Consider the following 17,497-nt stretch of genomic DNA (forward strand, 5'->3'; position numbering starts at 1 on the left):
ACTGATTTGTTTTTTGTTTTTTGTTTTTTTGTTTTATTTTCCAGTGCTTAAACGGTGTCACAACGGCAGTGGAATTGCTGTGACACCGATTGAACTTCAGTCTAAGTAGACCCAAGCATTACAGTGAATCAACGGACTTAATCTAACCCCACCAAAGATTCACGAGTTAAGTCTTTGATTGTCTTTGCGCCAGTTAATGTCATGGCAACGCGCATCTCTTTGTCGTAAAGGTCGAGTAGGTTCTCAACGCCGGCTTGTCCTTGAGCTGCTAATGCGTATACGAAAGAACGGCCAAGCAAGGTGCAATCTGCGCCAAGTGCCATCATGCGAACCACATCTAAGCCAGTTCGAATGCCAGAGTCGAGCAGAATCTTGGTGTCGCCTTTAACTGCATCAGCAATCGAAGGCAGCGCTTTAGCACTCGATAAAACACCATCAAGCTGACGACCACCGTGATTTGAAACGACGATACCGTCTGCGCCAAATCTCACCGCGTCTTTTGCATCTTCTTCGTCGAGAATACCTTTGATGACCATTGGGCCGTCCCAGAAATCACGAATCCACTCTAGGTCTTTCCATGAAATCGACGGATCGAAGTTATCACCCAACCAACCAATGTAGTCTTCCAACCTGGTAGGAGAACCACGATAAGTAGATATGTTCCCTAGGTCGTGTGGTTTACCCAGCAAGCCGACATCAACTGCCCAGCTAGGATGACGCATAGATTGGAATACGCGGCGTACTGCTGCATTTGGTCCACTCATTCCGGAATGCATGTCACGGTAGCGTGCCCCGGGCACTGGCATATCAACCGTGAAAACCAATGTGGTTACGCCTGCCGCTTTCGCACGCTCTAGTACGTTCTTCATGAACCCGCGATCTTTGAGCACGTAAAGTTGGAACCACATTGGGCGTTCAATCTTAGGGGCTACTTCTTCAATCGGGCACACTGACACGGTCGACATGGTAAACGGAATGCCTTTGTTGTCTGCGGCTTTGGCGGCTTGTACTTCACCGCGTCGTGCGTACATACCCGTCAAACCAACAGGCGCTAGTGCGATTGGCATCGCAAGCTTCTCGCCGAACAGCTCTGTTTCTAAGTTTAGATCCGACATGTCGTTGAGTACGCGCTGCTTTAGCGCAATCTCAGCAAGGTCAGCCGTGTTGCGTTGTAGGGTGTGCTCTCCGTAAGAACCACCATCAATGTAGTGGAAAAGAAACGGAGGTAATTTCGATTTTGCTGCGGCGCGGTAATCAGTCGATGCGGATATGATCATAATTTCAGTCCTAAATTCTTGGGATGTTGCTCTTCTTTGAGAGCTTGGTTTGGGCTGCTTTAATTCGGGAAAATGGCGTTAATACCCGTGAGTGTTGATGTGTTCTAGTGTCCATCCCGGAACTCATCAACTGTCTTATTAGACGGTGTTGCTGTCGGGGAATTGAGTATTAACGCCAAGTGCTTTGGTGACGACTTATGGCTTACATAAGTGCGTCTGTCATATTGAAGCCGTAGATAACTACTAGGCCGATGATTCCTGTCATCATCAAGTAGTAGAACGTTGGGATAACGGTTTTACGTAGTGTTGCACCTTCACGTCCTAGTAGGCCTACCGTTGCCGAAGCGGCTACTACGTTGTGAATTGCAATCATATTACCGGCTGCTGCACCAACGGCTTGTAGGGCAACGACGACTGCACTTGAGATAGTCAGAGTTTGCGCTACTTCGAATTGGAACTGGCTGAACATCATGTTTGATACTGTGTTCGAACCCGCAATGAAGGCACCCAAAGCACCGACGGTTGCACTCAATGCAGGGAATGCGCTGCCAACTAAGTCCGCGGCGAAGTTGGCTGTTGTTACAGGCATACTCGCTAGGTCAGCTGCGTTCACACCAGAGTTGATGAAGATACGAACCATAGGGATGGTGAACACCAGTACGAAGCCTGCACCAATCAGTGTTTTACTTGATTCACCGAATGCTTTCGCTAGTGGCGCAGCGCTGCGGCCTTGAATCAGAACAGCAACCAGAGCAACAAATACTAGGATACCGCCCGGCAGATAAAGAGGTTGAATCGCTGTGCTTACGCCAGTCTCACCAAGGATGTTGCTGAATGAAAGGCTAACGCTCTTCAGTAGGCCTTTGAATTCAGGGCTCACACGGCTAGCAACCAGAGTCACAGCTAGCAGCACGTAAGGTGCCCATGCCATCGCCATGCTCATTTTCTTATGGCTTTGATTGTTGTCATCAAGGTCAATTTTCAAAGAACCTAGCCATTCAGCTGGCCACTTGTCTTCGCTCTCAAAATCCCATTTTGATTTCGGTACTAGGAAGCCACGTTTTGCTGCAGTAACCACAATTGCTAGGCCGACTAGACCACCAATTAGAGATGGGAACTCAGCACCTAGGAAGACACCTGTTAGTGCGTAAGGGATGGTGAACGCTGCACCAGCAAACAGTGCGAACGGTAGAATGTCTAAACCTTCTGTCCAACTTTTGTTCTTACCGAAGAAGCGAGTCAGCATCATTGCCATTAGTACTGGCATCATCACACCCACAGAGGCGTGAATCAGAGCGACGCTTGAGGTGATTTGTTGCAGGTAAGCGTCCCAAGTAGAACCGTGAGCAATCAGGCTTTCACCGATGTTGTGCGTGTCCAAACCTTTGTTCACACCAACGATGATAGGTGTACCTACCGCACCGAATGAGACTGGTGTCGATTGGATCATCATGCCCATCAGTACCGCAGCAAGCGCAGGGAAGCCGATAGCAACCAGTAGCGGTGCTGCAATAGCTGCAGGTGTACCGAAGCCAGATGCGCCCTCAATGAAGGAACCGAAACACCAAGCGATGATGATCGCCTGAACACGACGGTCAGCGGATATGTCCGTGAAGCCGTTGCGGATGGTGGTGATAGCTCCGGTGTGTTCCAAAGTGTTTAATAAGAAGATGGCGCCGAACACAATCCAGAGAACCGACACGGTAATACCGAAACCTTGGAATACAGAGGCCAACACGCGAGTGCCAGACATATCCCAAGCAAATAGGGCAATAGCAACGGTTAATGCAAATGCCACTGGCATCGCTTTTTTCGCAGGCCAGTTCAGGCCGACCAGCAGAATCGCTGCAACAACTATTGGTGAAAAGGCCAATAGAGCTAGTAGAGTTTCACTCATGGGTACTTCCTCGTACTGTTTTCAAACGTTCATGTTTGAAGTAGATAACACGTTATGGGTTGTCATTTTTTGACTCGCTATTGGCCTCTAAGCGGGAACCATTTGGGTGCGAATCTTGTAATTGGAATGACTCTTTTGTAATTGTTTTGTTAATTTGGCGTGAATTTACCCCTTTATTTTTTATTGATATAGGGAAATAATGAAAATAATTAATTCCAAAATTGGCATAATCAGATGCGAGCAGACGATTTGATCCTGTTTTCACAGGTAGTAGAACTGGGCAGTTTCAGTAAGGTAGCAGAGCAAAATAACCTTACAAATTCGGTAGTTAGTAAAAGAATTGCACGCCTAGAGGAAGAAATTGGCGTGCAATTATTATATCGAACGACGCGTAAATTGACCCTGACTGAGGCGGGCAAGGCAATTTTGCACGGAGCCAAAAATGTGAAGCAGGCGACTCAAGAGGCTATGGACGCAGTTTCAGGCTTTGGTGAAAATGTCAGCGGTCATATCAAAATGTCAGTGCCTACTATCTCTGGAGATTTGATTCTGGCAGACGCCGTTGCTGAGTTTTGTAATATGCATCCAGGTTTAACAGTCGATATGTCACTGGACAATCGCTTTGTTGACTTAGTAGAAGATGGTTTGGACTTGGTGATTCGTACCGGTTACCTAGAAGACTCCAGCTTGATTGCGCGACACATATTGGATTCTCAATGGGTGGTGTGTGCCTCGCCCTCTTATATCGCCAAGAACGGTAAACCGATGCAGCCCAAAGACTTAGTGGAGCACAACTGCTTGCAATACGCCTATCAAACCACAGGGGCGAGTGAGTGGCAGTTTCTGTATAGCAAAGACGGTTGTACAGACAACGACAAATATATCGTGCGTGTTTCGGGCTCTTTCTCGACAGACAACGCGACTGCATTAAGAAAAGCTGCGCTGGGTGGACATGGCGTTGCGTACGTGCCGCGTTGTCTGGTTTATCACGATATTCGTAACGGTCAGCTGGTGGATATCTTCCCTGACTTAGTGGGTAAGAAGCTCGGTATTTATGCGGTGTACCCTTTTACGCGCCAGCCGCCCAACAAGATTAAGTTATTGATTGAACACATCAGAACTCGTTATCTGACGATTTCTCACTATTTTTAATAAGGATCACGATGAGCTATTTAAAAGAGTATCAATATCCAATCACCAATAAGCAGATCGTCAGCGATGACTATTTTGGTCAGATAATCGAAGACCCATATCGCTGGTTAGAAGATGACAGAAGTGACCAAACTGCAGAGTGGGTAGCGAACCAGAATGCAGTCACGTTTGATTACCTTGCTCAAATTCCGTATCGCGCGGAACTGCGAGCGCGACTGGCAAAAGCGCAAGACTACAAAAAGAGCTCGCAGCCGTTTGTCCGAGGTGACTACACCTACTTCTATAAGAATGATGGCTTGCAGAACCACAGCATTCTCTATCGTCAGAGAGAGCGGCAGCCGGTTGAAGTATTCCTAGACCCGAACACTTTCTCGGAAGATGGCACGACATCTCTGGGCTCGGTATCGTTTTCGAAAGACTATAGCTTAGTGGCGTACAGTATTTCTGAGGGTGGCAGTGATTGGCGTAAGATCTTCGTGATTGAAACTGAGACTAAGCAGCAGCTCGAAACGGAAATTACCGACGCCAAATTTACTGGCATTTCTTGGTTAGGCAATCGCGGTTTTTACTACTCCAGTTACGATAAGCCTGACGGTAGTGAACTTTCAGCTCGTACAGAACAACACAAGTTGTACTTCCATGAGTTGGGCACAGAGCAAGCTAGCGACAAGGTGATCTTTGGCGAAAGCAACGATGAGCAACACCGCTATGTGTCTGGCTACACCACTGAAGACGATCGATACTTGATCATCCTCGGCAAGGAGTCGACTTCAGGTAATCGACTGTTCTATATCGATTTAAAATCATCAGAGCAGTCTTTGAACACACTGATTGATCATGTGGATAGCGATACGTATCTCATCGATAATCAAGGTGAGAACTTCATTCTATACACCAACCTTGATGCGCCGAATGGCAAGGTTGTGAGCTTTGATAGCGGCACTGAGCATTGGCGAGATATCATCTCAGAAAAGCCACAGCCATTAGACATCAGTACTGGTGGTGGCTATTTGTTTGCTCATTACATGGTGGATGTGGTGTCGAAAATTGAGCAGCTGGATTACCAAGGTAACCTAGTTCGTGAAATCCATTTACCTGGGCTGGGAACGGCCAGTGGCTTAGGTGGTAAGAAAGAGCAAACTCAGCTTTATTACACCTTTACCAACTATGTTACGCCGCCAACCATTTTCTCTTTTGATATTGAGTCGGGCAGTTTAGAAGTTTATCAGCGCTCTGAGTCACCGTTTGAATCGGATAAGTTTGAGTCTAAACAGGTCTTTTATACCTCAAAAGATGGCACTCAGGTTCCGATGCTTATCTCTTATAAGAAGGGACTAAAACTGGACGGTAATAACCCAACCATGTTGTACGCCTATGGCGGCTTTAATGTCAGCCTAACGCCTTCTTTCTCGGGGACGGTGGGCAGTTGGTTAGAATTGGGTGGCGTGTACGCAGTTCCCAACCTGAGAGGCGGCGGTGAGTACGGTAAGGCGTGGCATAAAGCGGGTACTCAGCAGCAAAAGCAGAATGTGTTTGATGACTTCATTGCTGCTGCGGAGTTCTTAATCGCCGAGAACTATACCAGTAGTGACAAGTTGGCGATTCGTGGCGGCTCTAACGGTGGGTTGCTGGTGGGTACGTGTATGACACAGAGGCCGGAGCTTTTCCAAGTGGCTCTACCTGCTGTTGGGGTGCTAGATATGTTGCGTTACCATACCTTTACGTCTGGCGAAGGTTGGGCGTACGACTATGGTACCTCCGCGCAAAACAAAGAGATGTTTGAATACCTGCTTGGTTACTCTCCGGTTCATAACGTTGTGCGTGGTGTCGACTACCCAGCAACTTTGGTCACGACAGCGGATCATGATGACCGCGTGGTGCCAGCACACTCTTATAAGTTTATCGCAGAGCTGCAAGATAAGCATGAAGGTGGTGCGCCTGTGATGATTCGTATCGACGTAAATGCGGGCCATGGCGCCGGAATGCCACTGAGTAAAGCGATCGATCTCACTGCCGATATTTATGCGTTTACGCTGTTTAATATGGGCGTTGAATCTCTAGATTCGTTTTAGATAATGCTTGATTCTAGATAATTGGGTGTTTGACTCAGACTAAAAAGCCTCAAAATCGACATTAGATTTTGAGGTTTTTCATATATATGAAAACTTATCAAAACTGCACCATATTTCCTTCACTTTTACATACACTTTTCCGTGATAGACCCCGCCATTATTGATGAAATGAAAGCGATTTCAAGCTGATATTTCACGCGTTTCCCGCCCTAAGTTTCTGATATTAAATTAATAGTTTTGGGTATGACTTTTCTAAAAGTTTCATGGCTCTCGACCTAATTTATCAGTGTGAACAGCGACCAACTTTTCAACGCTTTCATTGCTTAATATTTCCCTGTTCGATGAAAACTCAAAAAAATAATAGGGAATTACAATGCAAAAATTTAAGCTTTTGCCAATAACGGTCGCAGTGGCGGCTTCGCTTGCTTCACTCTCTTCTTTTGCTGCAGAAACGGATCTTGCCGCTCTGGAACAACGAATCCAAGAGCTGGAATCTCAAGTTGGTGATATCAAGTATGTTGATGATCAACAACAAACGGTTCTGACTGCAGAAACCAATGTACCAGACGGTATCGTCTTTTCTGGTTATGCTCGTTACGGCGCTCACTACAAAAGTGGCGATGAGCGTTATGTAGACATCGGTACAACAGGTCGCTCAGTTGGTCGTTTAGGTAACGAAGCCAATGGTGGTGAAGTTCAGTTAGCTAAGCTATTCCAAGCTGACAACGGTGCTATCTGGGACATCGTATTCATGGCTGATCACTGGGAAGCAGACGCATGGGCTGATGACGGTGGCCTGAGCATGAAAAAAATGTACGCTGGTGTAACCAATGTATTTGAAAGCCAGCCTGAGCTTTACATGTGGGCTGGTCGTGACTTCCATCAACGTCCGCAACAAGGTTTGAACGATTACTTCTGGATGACACACGATGGTCAAGGTGCTGGTTTTAACAACCTAGATTTCGGCGGTGCCAAGCTAGACATGGGCTTCGTAGGCCAAGTGAAAGGCGGCCTAGTGAACGACAACGGTCGATACGCAATTACTTCTAAGTTGCACTCTATTAATGCGGGTATCGGCCAACTAGACCTATATGCGAACTATGGTTTTGCTTCAGATGAAGCAGACTCTGACGTAGCGGGTGATCCAAAAGTCAGTGACGAAACGGCATACCTGGTAGGTGCAACCTTAGGCTTGGGTGAGTCTAACAAGTTGGTTGTTAAGTATGGTGACGGTGCGGATTCATCAGTGTTTGACCTAAAAGGTGACTACCAAACTTTGTACGCAAGTGTTGAAGGTAGCTACGCAGCAACAGATAACTTCATCATCGATTACTTAGTGTCGTACAAAGACAACTCTGGTTCTGATCTAGACCGCGAGAACACGGAGTACGCTGGTATCGTTCGTCCACAGTACCAATGGGATGATGTTCACTCTACATGGTTAGAAGCTGGCTACGGCATGGTTGATTACGATGACGACGGTGAAGAGAACGCATGGAAAGTAACGCTTTCTCAAAACGTTTCTCTAGGTGGCTTACCTTGGAGCCGTCCAATGCTTCGTTTCTACACAACCGTGGGTGATGTAGAAACTAAAGGCAACACAGTGAAGACAACGAATGTTGACACATTGTCGTTCGGCGCAATGTTTGAAGCTTGGTGGTAATCACCGATATAGAAAGAGAGGCTCTTTGAATTCGGCATATTTTCAAAGAGTCATGCTTTCGAATATCCATGCTTTTCAATAGTACGTAAATACTGTCCATTTTAGCCCTAAAGGCAGATTGATTAGGGCACGTTTCAATTAACTCCATTCTTGGGCACATTTTTGTGCCCTTTTTTTCGCCACTAGATCAGGGATTTACTATGAGACTTTCTTCCATCGTGTCTCGAGTTTATTTAGGCTTCTTCGTACTGATTGTGATCATGCTAGGTTCCGCATGGCTAAGCATCAGTAGCAATAAAGACATCACCACTCGAATCGAAAGCATCACCCAGCAAGCTACGCCATTAATGCTTCAATCCTCCACGTTAACCATCCGATTTCTGGACATTAATCGCAGCACCACACCCTATTTATCCACTAACTACATTGATGAACTTGAGCCACTGAAACAAGTGGTGTTGAACAACATCGAGCTATATCAGCAGCAGTTGAGTTGGTTTGAAGGTAAAAGTGTCGCTGGTTCACATATGGAAATCCTGCTTAGTAACATTGATGAAACGGGTAGATCGACGATCGAAAAGATAGAAAGAGTACTCGAACTTTACGTTGCTTATCTGGATAGCAAAGATCTTGGTGCGATGGGGCAAGCGCAATTTCAGTCTGTGGTGGGACAGCTTAATAACACCTTGGTCAATCAACTGGCGAGTGCGAAATCAGATCAAATACAAAAGGCGGTCGAAGCTCTGTTGGTGCAACTAAGCCTGATTGCGGCAGAGGCGAATGAGGCCTTCTCATTACAAACGTCATCAGAAGTTCGCGGGGTAGAGCGACGCCTACAAAGTCGCAAAGAGCGATTCGAACAAGCGGTCGCAGATATAGATAATCTGGATTCATCTTTGCTGCGCCGCAGTAAACAGTCTTTATCGTTGCTCGCTTCACACGCGTTTTCAGCCAGTGGCTCAGTCGCTACCCATAAAGAAACCATCAAACTCGATGAGTCTATCTCCCTTCAAAAGCAGGAAATTGAACAGCTAATCGATCAACAGTTAAGTCACTTTGATGAGCTTTCAATGTACGCTGAAGACACCGCGACACGCCTGTATCACGAATCGATGGACTCTTCACAGCAAGCCCTTGTGATGCAGGGTTTTATTGCACTTGCTTCCGTGCTTATTGCTCTGTTGATCGGGTTGAATATTGCCAAAGGTATCCGTAAACCAAGCAATCTGCTACAAAGTGCACTCGACCAAGTTGCCAATAAAGACTTGAGTGCGATGGTGCATTATCAAGCCAATAATGAGTTTGGCTCAGTGAGCGACAAGGTCAACTTAGTGATCAGTCATCTGACTCAAATGATTGAGAACATGCTTTATTCGTCGACGTGCTTAAAAGAGGCGTCCATAGAGAATCAAAGCACGAGCCGTTCATTGAGCGAGGCGATGCAAGACCAAACCAATCAGACCGTGATGGTGGCAACAGCTATGGAGCAGATCGAGTGCTCGGTGACCGAAATAACTCAAGCCGCTAATCAAACGCTAACCCTGGTGACTGAAGCGGTGTCGAGTTCCTGTGCTGGTCAGAAGACCATGGATAAAAGCGTCGAGTTGATGGGCAGTTTAGAGCGTAAGTTAGCAGAATCAAAAGCGACCATCGGCCAGCTTGAAAGCGAAAGCGCTAGCATTGGCTCTATTTTGGATGTGATATCTGGGATCTCCGAACAAACCAATTTGTTGGCATTGAATGCAGCCATTGAAGCGGCGCGAGCGGGCGAACAAGGGCGCGGTTTCTCTGTGGTGGCTGATGAAGTTCGCGTGTTAGCGGCCAAAACCAATGCCTCGACGCAAGAGATACACAACAAGATAGAACAGCTGCAAACCAGTTCTAAATTGGCGGTGGAGCAAATCAATCAATGTGTGGTGGGCATGGTTCAATGTGTTGAACAAACGGGCGAAGTGAATCACTCAATATCAAGCGTGTCGGGTCTGCTCACTGAGGTTGAACAAAGAAGCCATCAAATCGCAACTGCGACCACGGAACACCAAGTGGTCGCATCCCAAGTTACACAAAACATCAGTCAGATACACACCTTGGCTGAAGATAACTCACAACGATCTCAGGTTTTGTTTTCTCATGGTCAACAGCTTGAAACCATGTCGCAGCAGCAATTCTCACTAACTCAAGAGTTTAAGCTCGCCGAGCAATCAGAAAACAAGGTTTAGAGGCGACTCTAAGCTCTCTACTGTTTCACGCCCAGCCTTTGCTGGGCGTTGTTGTTTCAAGTTTCGGGTTCTGCAAAGCGAATTCGAAGTACCTATGAAATGTTCCCATACAATTTAGCATAGACACTGAAATAATAGGGTCAATTTAGCCCCGTATATTACCGTCTGCTGCGGGTTCACCTCTGAATAGTGCTTTTGAGAACCGGAGTTTAAGCGTTCTTACTTTCACCCTGGCAGCAAGTAACCAGGCATCGTTTTGATTGGGTGAGTAAGAATCTCATGAAACAGTTTCATGGCGTGAAGTGAATCTGTAAGCGCTTTCAAGATTTCCAAATCCAGCCTTTTTACCTCCAAGTTTAGTGTGATGACACTCACTTCAACTAAAACGTAATTTCTTAATAATCGTTTTGTAAGCGGTTACAAGCTAATGAAGTATCGAGGTTCGAGTGGCAACAATTAAACACGTATCAGAGCATGCAGGTGTGTCTCAAGCGACAGTGTCTAGAGTGATTAACGGCACCAGTAGAGTGAGCCACGATAAGAAGCTAAAGGTTGAAAAGGCGATCAAAGAGTTGGGTTATCGCCCGAACTCTATCGCTCAGGCTTTAGCTTCAAGTCGTACCGGAAGTGTGGGGGTTGTTGTTCCAGAACTGGGCGGATCTTTCTATTCAGGCATCTTGCATTGCATAGAGGAAAACCTACGCCGCTTCGGTTACCACGCTGTGGTTACAGCGGGTTCGAACACCGAACAAGGGCAGCGCGAGTCTGTGGAGTTTCTGTTGGGGCGTCGTGTCGATGCTTTGATTCTTCATACTCAACTGCTCAGTGATGACTATTTAATTGAATTGGAAGAACAGGGGACCCCTGTGGTTTTAATTAACCGCTTCATCCCAGAAATGGCGATGAGTTGCATTGATATTGATAACGAAGTCGGGGGGCTACTCGCTACTCAATATCTCTTGCAAAAGGGACATACAGATATCGCGTGTATTACCGGGCCTTTAGATAAAGCAGACGCTAGGGGGCGTTTGCAGGGGTATCGCAAGGCACTGGAAGAAGCCGGTGTGCCATATGATGAAGCCTTGGTCTCTGAGGCGGGATTTACTGAAGAGACCGGCATCAGTGCTATGAAGAAGTTGATCAACCGTAAGTGCCACTTCACAGCGGTATTTGCTTCAAACGATCACATGGCATTTGGCGCTTTCGAAGTCTTACACAACGAGGGATTGTCGGTTCCGAAAGACATCTCGCTTGTGGGTTTCGATAACACCATCTTCGCGCGCTATCTGACCCCTAGTTTGACCACCATAAATTTCCCCATTGAAGAGATGAGCATTGAAGCAGTGCAGCTCACTCTGCAAAAGCTAAAGAAAATTAAACATGACGTGAACTTTAAATTGCTGCCGACGTTGGTCACTAGAAACTCGGTATCGGATTTACTGGTTACCCTATAAAAACATTAAGGATAGAACATGAAATTTAAGACCTTAGCGCTTTCATGCGCGGTTGCTTTAGGACTAGGTGCAACAGCGGTAAATGCTGCTGACAAAGAGATTCGTTTCGACGGCTTCCCAGATTTCGACAGCAGCCTGAAGGTATTACTGCCTGATTTCGAAAAGGAAACAGGGATCAAAGTGGATTACCTTATGAACAATCACGGTGACCACCACACGAAACTAACCACTAACCTAGCAACGGGCTCAGGTGCGGGTGACGTGATTGTTGTGGACGTTGAGAAAATCGGTCCATTCGTTGGTTCTGGCGGCCTAGTTAACCTGTCTGAAAACTACGGTGCAGATAAATACGAAGAACGATTCGCACCTTACGCATGGGCACAAGGTAAAGGTGCTGATGGCGACATGTACGGTATTCCTGTCGACCTTGGTCCGGGTGTTATGTACTACCGCACCGATGTATTTGAAAAAGCGGGGATCAATGTTGAAGACGCAATCAAAGATTGGGGTTCATACATCGCAGCAGGTGAGAAGCTGAAAGAGCAAAACGTACAGCTAATTGCTTCAGCAGCCGACGTAGCACAAGCAATCATCTTTACTACAGTTCCTGAAGGCGAAGGTCTTTACTTCGATAAAGATGGCAACCCAGTTGTGACATCAGAGCGCTTTGTTCACGCGTTTGAAGTAGCAAAAGAGATTCGCGACAAAGGCTTAGACGGTCGCATTCTGGCTTGGTCTAATGAATGGTACGAAGGCTTCCGCAACGGCACATTTGCAACTCAACTTTCTGGCGCTTGGCTACTTGGTCACCTAAACAACTGGATTGCACCTGAAACCAAAGGTAAGTGGGCAGTAGAAAACCTTCCTGATGGTATCTACGGCAGCTGGGGTGGTTCGTTCCTATCTATCCCAACGCAATCTGAAAACCCAGATGAAGCATGGGCGCTTATCGAGTACATGACGACGGACCGTGAAGTTCAACTTAAGCACTTCGAAACGATTGCGGCTTTCCCTGCGAACGTAACGACGTATGACGATGAGCTTTTTCAAGAAGAGATGGAGTTCCTAGGTGGTCAGAAAGCACGTCTTCTATTTGCAGAAGTGGCACAGAACATCAAGCCAGTATCTCCAGCTCAAGGCGACCACGTAGCACGTTCTATTATTTTAGAGAACGCATTGATGGAAGTGCTTGATGAAGGTAAGGACATCGAAACTGCACTTAAAGAGGCAGAGCGCCTAATTAAGCGTCGTACGCGTAATCTTTAATTTGGTTTTACTTTAAGTAAGTGAGGAAGCGTGGATAACGCGCTTCCTTTTTTAAGAGGTCGTTACTATGAATCATACAGCGAGCACAACGATAGAACCTTCGGAGCAAAGCCTTTTTTCTCGTCTGAATTTGAAAGCGCTTACACCGTATGGATTCCTTCTGCCGTTTCTGATCATTTTTTCTGTATTTGGGATCTTCCCGCTGTTGTTCTCTGTTTACCTGTCGTTCCACGAATGGAACCCAGTACAGGGCATGGATGCAATGGAGTTCGTTGGTTTTGAGAACTATCACATTGCCTTGACTGACCCATGGCTATGGCGTTCATTAAAGAACACATTATGGCTAGCAATCACATCGGGTGTTGCTCAGCACTTAGTCGCTATTCCAGTGGCTTACATGTTGGTTTCAATGGGTGATCGTATGCGTCACTGGCTAACATCGGCGTACTTTCTACCGTTCATCACATCAACGGTCGCAGCGTCACTGATTTTCTTCAATATGTATTCTCCTAACTCAGGAATTATCAACCAAACGCTAATGGCATTGGCCGATAGCACGCTGTTTGGTTGGGCGTTTGCTTGGGTTAACGATTTTCAACCAATCCGCTGGTTAGATGATGCCACTATGGTGAAGCCGTCTATCGCGATCATGGTTTTCTGGAAATACACCGGTTTTAACATCGTCCTTTACACCACAGGTTTAATGACGATTCCTAAAGACATTTTAGAAGCTGCACGTATGGATGGTGCGAATGCCTTCCGCCGCTTCTGGAACATCTCACTACCAATGATTCGTCCATTCATCTTTTTTGCAATCACCATGACCATTATCGGTAACCTGCAAATGTTTGAAGAACCGTTCGTTCTAACGCGTGGTACAGGTGGTACGGGTCAATCTGGTTTAACTATCTCTATGTACCTCTACAAAGTGGGTTGGGAATGGTTAGAAATGGGCACAGCATCAGCAATTTCATGGCTTCTGTTTGCACTGATCGCGTCTTGTACTTTGGTTCAATTTTTATTCTTCGGTAAGAAAGGCTTAGGGGAACATTAAGATGTCGACATCAATTAAGACAAATACCTCACCACTAAGTGGCCTAATGCCAAGCGAACGCACCATGTACATCATGACTAAGATCTTGATGGTCATGCTCGGCATATTACTGATTGTTTCCGCAATCATTACGGTGTTCCCATTTGTGTGGTCTGCACTGCTTTCAACACGTGACCGTTCGGAGATCTTCGGCTCGGGCATCAGCTTTGCTATTGGCGATAGCCTAATGGTGAACTACGCAAAACTGCTGGAAATCATGCCGTTTTGGAAAGCGATGTTTAACTCGATTTACGTGGCTTTCTTAGGCACAACCATCTCGCTTCTGTTTTGTAGCATGGGTGGTTACGCGTTTGCTGTGTTTAAGTTCCGCGGTAAGAACGTGTTGTTCGGCATGCTGGTTGGCTCAATGGCAATTCCGCCAGTGCTTAGCTTGATCCCTTACTTCATGATCGTGAAATTCTTAGGCTTGTTGGATAACCACATGGCGGTATGGCTACCGTTCACAACCACGCCATTTGGTATCTTCTTGATGCGTCAGCACGTGATTGCATCGATTCCTAAAGAGCTATTAGAAGCGGCGAAGTTAGATGGCGCAGGTGAGTTCAGAACGTACTGGAGTGTGGTATTGCCACTGATGAAACCAGCATTAGCAACACTCGCTATCGTGCAGTTTGTCTTCTTCTGGAACATGTTTATGCAGCCTCTTGTGGTGCTGAACAACCCTGACAATTACGTCATCACACAAGCACTACGAAGTGTTCAAGGTATTCCGAATACGCCATGGGGCGCGGTAATGCTAGGTACCACAATTTCTATTTTACCACTCGTGATTACATACCTGTTCGCATCGAAACAGATGATCAGTGGTTTAACGTCCGGCGCAGTTAAAGGTTAGGTTTAAGGGTTATAACAATGAATAAATTTCAACTTCCAAGTGATTCAAAGTTACGCAGTAAGGAATTTGTATTCGGTGTCGCGACATCTTCATACCAAATTGAAGGCGGCGTTGAAGAGGGCGGTCGTACACCGTCTATCTGGGACACGTTTTGTAAGACACCAGGTAAGGTAGATAACGGCGACAGTGGTGATGTGGCGTGCGACCACTACCACTTGTGGCAACAAGATATCGAGATGATTCAAGGCTTAGGTGTTGATGCTTACCGCCTGTCAATTGCATGGCCACGTATCTTGCCGCAAGACGGTGTAGTGAATCAGCAAGGTCTAGAGTTTTACGAGCAGATCATCGATGAATGTCATGCTCGTGGAATGAAGGTGTTCGTGACACTTTATCACTGGGATCTACCGCAATACCTTGAAGACAAAGGCGGTTGGTTAAACCGTGAAACGTCTTACAAGTTTGCAGAATATGCAGAAGTGGTGAGTAACTACTTTGGCAATAAAATTGATGTTTACACCACATTGAACGAACCGTTTGTATCTGCGTTCTTAGGCTACCGTTGGGGCGAGCATGCACCGGGCATCAAGGGTGAAAAAGAAGGCTTCTTAGCTTCTCACCATTTAATGCTAGGCCATGGTTTGGCGATGCCGATTCTTCGTAAGAACGCGCCTCATGCTAAGCATGGTGTGGTATTTAACGCGACTCCGGCTTACCCACTGACACCGCAAGACCAAGGCGCTGCAGACTACTGTGAAGCAGAGAACTACCACTGGTTCATCGACCCTGTATTGAAAGGTGAATACCCACAGTCAGTAGTCGACCGTCAAGCGATGAACATGCCGATGATTTTAGAAGGCGATCTAGACATCATCAGCGCACCGGTTGATTACATCGGTATCAACTACTACACGCGCAATGTCGCTCGCTTCAATGAGAATGGCGACATTGAATCAGTAAAACAGACTGACGCTGAACACACTTACATCGGCTGGGAAATCAACCCACAAGGTTTAACCGATTTATTGGTAAGACTAGACGCTCGCTACGAAAACATGCCGCCTATCTACATTACTGAGAATGGCGCCGCAGGTAACGACGAGCGTGTTAACGGACAAGTGATGGATGACCAACGTGTTCGTTACTTCCAAGGCCACATCGAAGCGGTTCACAACGCAGTTGAAGCAGGTGTGAAAGTTGATGGCTACTTTGCGTGGAGTCTAATGGATAACTTTGAGTGGGCATTCGGCTACTGCCAACGCTTTGGCATCGTCCATGTTGATTACACCACCCAAGAAAGAACACTGAAACAGAGCGCAATTGCGTACCGAAACATGCTTCAAGAGCGCGCTGAGGAGAACAGATAATGGCTAAAGTAGAATTCAAAAACATCAAGAAATCATTCGGTGATGTTGAAGTGGTTAAAGAGTTTGATTTTACGGTTGAAGACGGTGAATTCGTGGTTTTCCTTGGCCCATCTGGCTGTGGTAAGTCGACCACACTTCGCATGCTTGCTGGCCTAGAAAGCATTAGCTCTGGCGATATCGTGGTTGGTGGCAAAGTGATGAACAAGGTCGACGCCAAAGACCGTGACTTAGCAATGGTATTCCAAAGCTACGCACTGTACCCACACATGACGGTTTACGAGAACATCGCTTTCGCTCTGAAACTGAAGGGCATGCCAAAGGCAGAGATTGATGTAGAAGTACGCAAAGCTGCAAAAATGCTAGAGCTTGACCCGTTACTAAACCGTAAGCCAAAAGATCTTTCTGGTGGTCAGCGTCAGCGTGTAGCAATGGGCCGCGCGATGGTACGTACGCCGAAAGTGTTCTTGTTTGATGAGCCGCTATCTAACCTAGATGCAAAACTGCGTGGCGTGATGCGTGAAGAGATCAAACACCTACATCGTGAGCTTAAAACCACCACCATCTACGTAACTCACGATCAAATCGAAGCGATGACACTGGCGGATCGCATTGTGATCCTAAAAGACGGTTATGTGGCACAAGTAGGTACGCCAACAGAGGTGTTCCAGCGCCCAGCTAACAAGTTTGTCGCGCAATTCATTGGTAACCCGTCAATGAATATGTTGGAAGCTAAGCTGATTGAAAAAGAAGGTGAATACTTCGTTGAACTTGGTGATGTTCATATTCCACTGCCGGAGCGTTTTAAGTCTCTGGCGTCTAAAAACCTAGCGCTTCACTTTGGTGTTCGTCCAACAGACATCCACCTGCGTGCTGAGCAAGTTGACCACGACCGTGTGCTGCCATTCCCTGTGAAAATCAAAGACAAGGAACTGCTGGGTGCGAGCATTCTTCTGAAAACAGAAATCGGCGGCCAACCGCTGATGGTTGAGACTCAAGCTGCTGAAGTGGATGTGAAGGAACTGACACTTTACTTAGATTTGGATGCTTTCCACCTGTTTGACGCATTGAGCGAGAACTCGCTAGCGAGCTAGTCAATTACGAGCTAGCCGGTCAACTTAAGTCAGCCAACGAGCTGATACCAACCTACTTACGACAAATTGTTTTGGCTCCTCCTGATTTGG

The 17,497-nt window shown here is 46.5% G+C and carries 12 protein-coding genes; 10 read left to right on the forward strand and 2 right to left on the reverse strand.

The window, feature by feature from the left end; genetic code table 11:
- Positions 1 to 137: 137 nt before the first annotated feature.
- Positions 138 to 1,277 (reverse strand): FMN-dependent L-lactate dehydrogenase LldD, encoded by a 1,140-nt coding sequence (gene lldD, locus JC606_RS05035; RefSeq protein WP_198778144.1) that lies wholly within the window; start codon positions 1,275 to 1,277, stop codon positions 138 to 140.
- A gap of 202 nt (positions 1,278 to 1,479) precedes the next feature.
- Complete coding sequence (locus JC606_RS05040) at positions 1,480 to 3,174, reverse strand: L-lactate permease (RefSeq protein ID WP_198778145.1); 1,695 nt, start codon at positions 3,172 to 3,174, stop codon at positions 1,480 to 1,482.
- A gap of 234 nt (positions 3,175 to 3,408) precedes the next feature.
- Between JC606_RS05040 and JC606_RS05045 the strand changes: the two genes are divergently transcribed.
- From JC606_RS05045 to JC606_RS05090, 10 genes are all read left to right on the forward strand, one after another.
- Positions 3,409 to 4,326 (forward strand): LysR family transcriptional regulator, encoded by a 918-nt coding sequence (locus tag JC606_RS05045; RefSeq protein WP_102426077.1) that lies wholly within the window; start codon positions 3,409 to 3,411, stop codon positions 4,324 to 4,326.
- An 11-nt stretch (positions 4,327 to 4,337) separates the two neighbouring features.
- Complete coding sequence (locus JC606_RS05050) at positions 4,338 to 6,398, forward strand: prolyl oligopeptidase family serine peptidase (RefSeq protein ID WP_198778146.1); 2,061 nt, start codon at positions 4,338 to 4,340, stop codon at positions 6,396 to 6,398.
- A gap of 373 nt (positions 6,399 to 6,771) precedes the next feature.
- Positions 6,772 to 8,061 (forward strand): carbohydrate porin, encoded by a 1,290-nt coding sequence (locus JC606_RS05055; protein WP_198778147.1) that lies wholly within the window; start codon positions 6,772 to 6,774, stop codon positions 8,059 to 8,061.
- Positions 8,062 to 8,261: 200 nt separating this feature from the next.
- Positions 8,262 to 10,280: a methyl-accepting chemotaxis protein gene (locus tag JC606_RS05060; protein WP_198778148.1), complete on the forward strand. Its 2,019-nt coding sequence runs from the start codon at positions 8,262 to 8,264 to the stop codon at positions 10,278 to 10,280.
- Positions 10,281 to 10,726: 446 nt separating this feature from the next.
- Positions 10,727 to 11,734: a LacI family DNA-binding transcriptional regulator gene (locus tag JC606_RS05065; protein WP_004737065.1), complete on the forward strand. Its 1,008-nt coding sequence runs from the start codon at positions 10,727 to 10,729 to the stop codon at positions 11,732 to 11,734.
- An 18-nt stretch (positions 11,735 to 11,752) separates the two neighbouring features.
- Positions 11,753 to 13,000 carry an ABC transporter substrate-binding protein gene (locus JC606_RS05070; protein WP_198778149.1) on the forward strand — a complete coding sequence of 416 codons (1,248 nt, stop codon included), beginning with the start codon at positions 11,753 to 11,755 and terminating at the stop codon, positions 12,998 to 13,000.
- A 67-nt stretch (positions 13,001 to 13,067) separates the two neighbouring features.
- Positions 13,068 to 14,054, forward strand: coding sequence for a carbohydrate ABC transporter permease (locus tag JC606_RS05075; protein ID WP_105023945.1), 987 nt, complete (start codon positions 13,068 to 13,070; stop codon positions 14,052 to 14,054).
- 46 nt (positions 14,055 to 14,100) lie between these two features.
- Positions 14,101 to 14,949, forward strand: a complete 849-nt coding sequence (locus JC606_RS05080) for a carbohydrate ABC transporter permease (RefSeq protein WP_017061568.1) — start codon at positions 14,101 to 14,103, stop codon at positions 14,947 to 14,949.
- Between the two features lie 17 nt (positions 14,950 to 14,966).
- Complete coding sequence (locus tag JC606_RS05085; RefSeq protein WP_198778150.1) at positions 14,967 to 16,316, forward strand: GH1 family beta-glucosidase; 1,350 nt, start codon at positions 14,967 to 14,969, stop codon at positions 16,314 to 16,316.
- Positions 16,316 to 17,407 carry an ABC transporter ATP-binding protein gene (locus JC606_RS05090; protein WP_198778151.1) on the forward strand — a complete coding sequence of 364 codons (1,092 nt, stop codon included), beginning with the start codon at positions 16,316 to 16,318 and terminating at the stop codon, positions 17,405 to 17,407. The genes JC606_RS05085 and JC606_RS05090 overlap by 1 nt, the downstream gene beginning before the upstream one ends.
- The last annotated feature ends 90 nt before the right edge of the window (positions 17,408 to 17,497 follow it).

Source organism: Vibrio sp. IB15 (assembly GCF_016406055.1).
GTDB lineage: Bacteria > Pseudomonadota > Gammaproteobacteria > Enterobacterales > Vibrionaceae > Vibrio > Vibrio chagasii.

What these genes read in the sequence shown, in the direction of transcription:
- JC606_RS05060 (WP_198778148.1), top strand. Translation starts at nt 8,262, where the DNA reads ATGAGACTTTCTTCCATCGTGTCTCGAGTTTATTTAGGCTTCTTCGTA.
- JC606_RS05070 (WP_198778149.1), top strand. Translation starts at nt 11,753, where the DNA reads ATGAAATTTAAGACCTTAGCGCTTTCATGCGCGGTTGCTTTAGGACTA.
- lldD (WP_198778144.1), bottom strand. Translation starts at nt 1,277, where the DNA reads ATGATCATATCCGCATCGACTGATTACCGCGCCGCAGCAAAATCGAAA.
- JC606_RS05090 (WP_198778151.1), top strand. Translation starts at nt 16,316, where the DNA reads ATGGCTAAAGTAGAATTCAAAAACATCAAGAAATCATTCGGTGATGTT.
- JC606_RS05075 (WP_105023945.1), top strand. Translation starts at nt 13,068, where the DNA reads ATGAATCATACAGCGAGCACAACGATAGAACCTTCGGAGCAAAGCCTT.
- JC606_RS05055 (WP_198778147.1), top strand. Translation starts at nt 6,772, where the DNA reads ATGCAAAAATTTAAGCTTTTGCCAATAACGGTCGCAGTGGCGGCTTCG.
- JC606_RS05080 (WP_017061568.1), top strand. Translation starts at nt 14,101, where the DNA reads ATGCCAAGCGAACGCACCATGTACATCATGACTAAGATCTTGATGGTC.
- JC606_RS05040 (WP_198778145.1), bottom strand. Translation starts at nt 3,174, where the DNA reads ATGAGTGAAACTCTACTAGCTCTATTGGCCTTTTCACCAATAGTTGTT.
- JC606_RS05050 (WP_198778146.1), top strand. Translation starts at nt 4,338, where the DNA reads ATGAGCTATTTAAAAGAGTATCAATATCCAATCACCAATAAGCAGATC.
- JC606_RS05085 (WP_198778150.1), top strand. Translation starts at nt 14,967, where the DNA reads ATGAATAAATTTCAACTTCCAAGTGATTCAAAGTTACGCAGTAAGGAA.
- JC606_RS05045 (WP_102426077.1), top strand. Translation starts at nt 3,409, where the DNA reads ATGCGAGCAGACGATTTGATCCTGTTTTCACAGGTAGTAGAACTGGGC.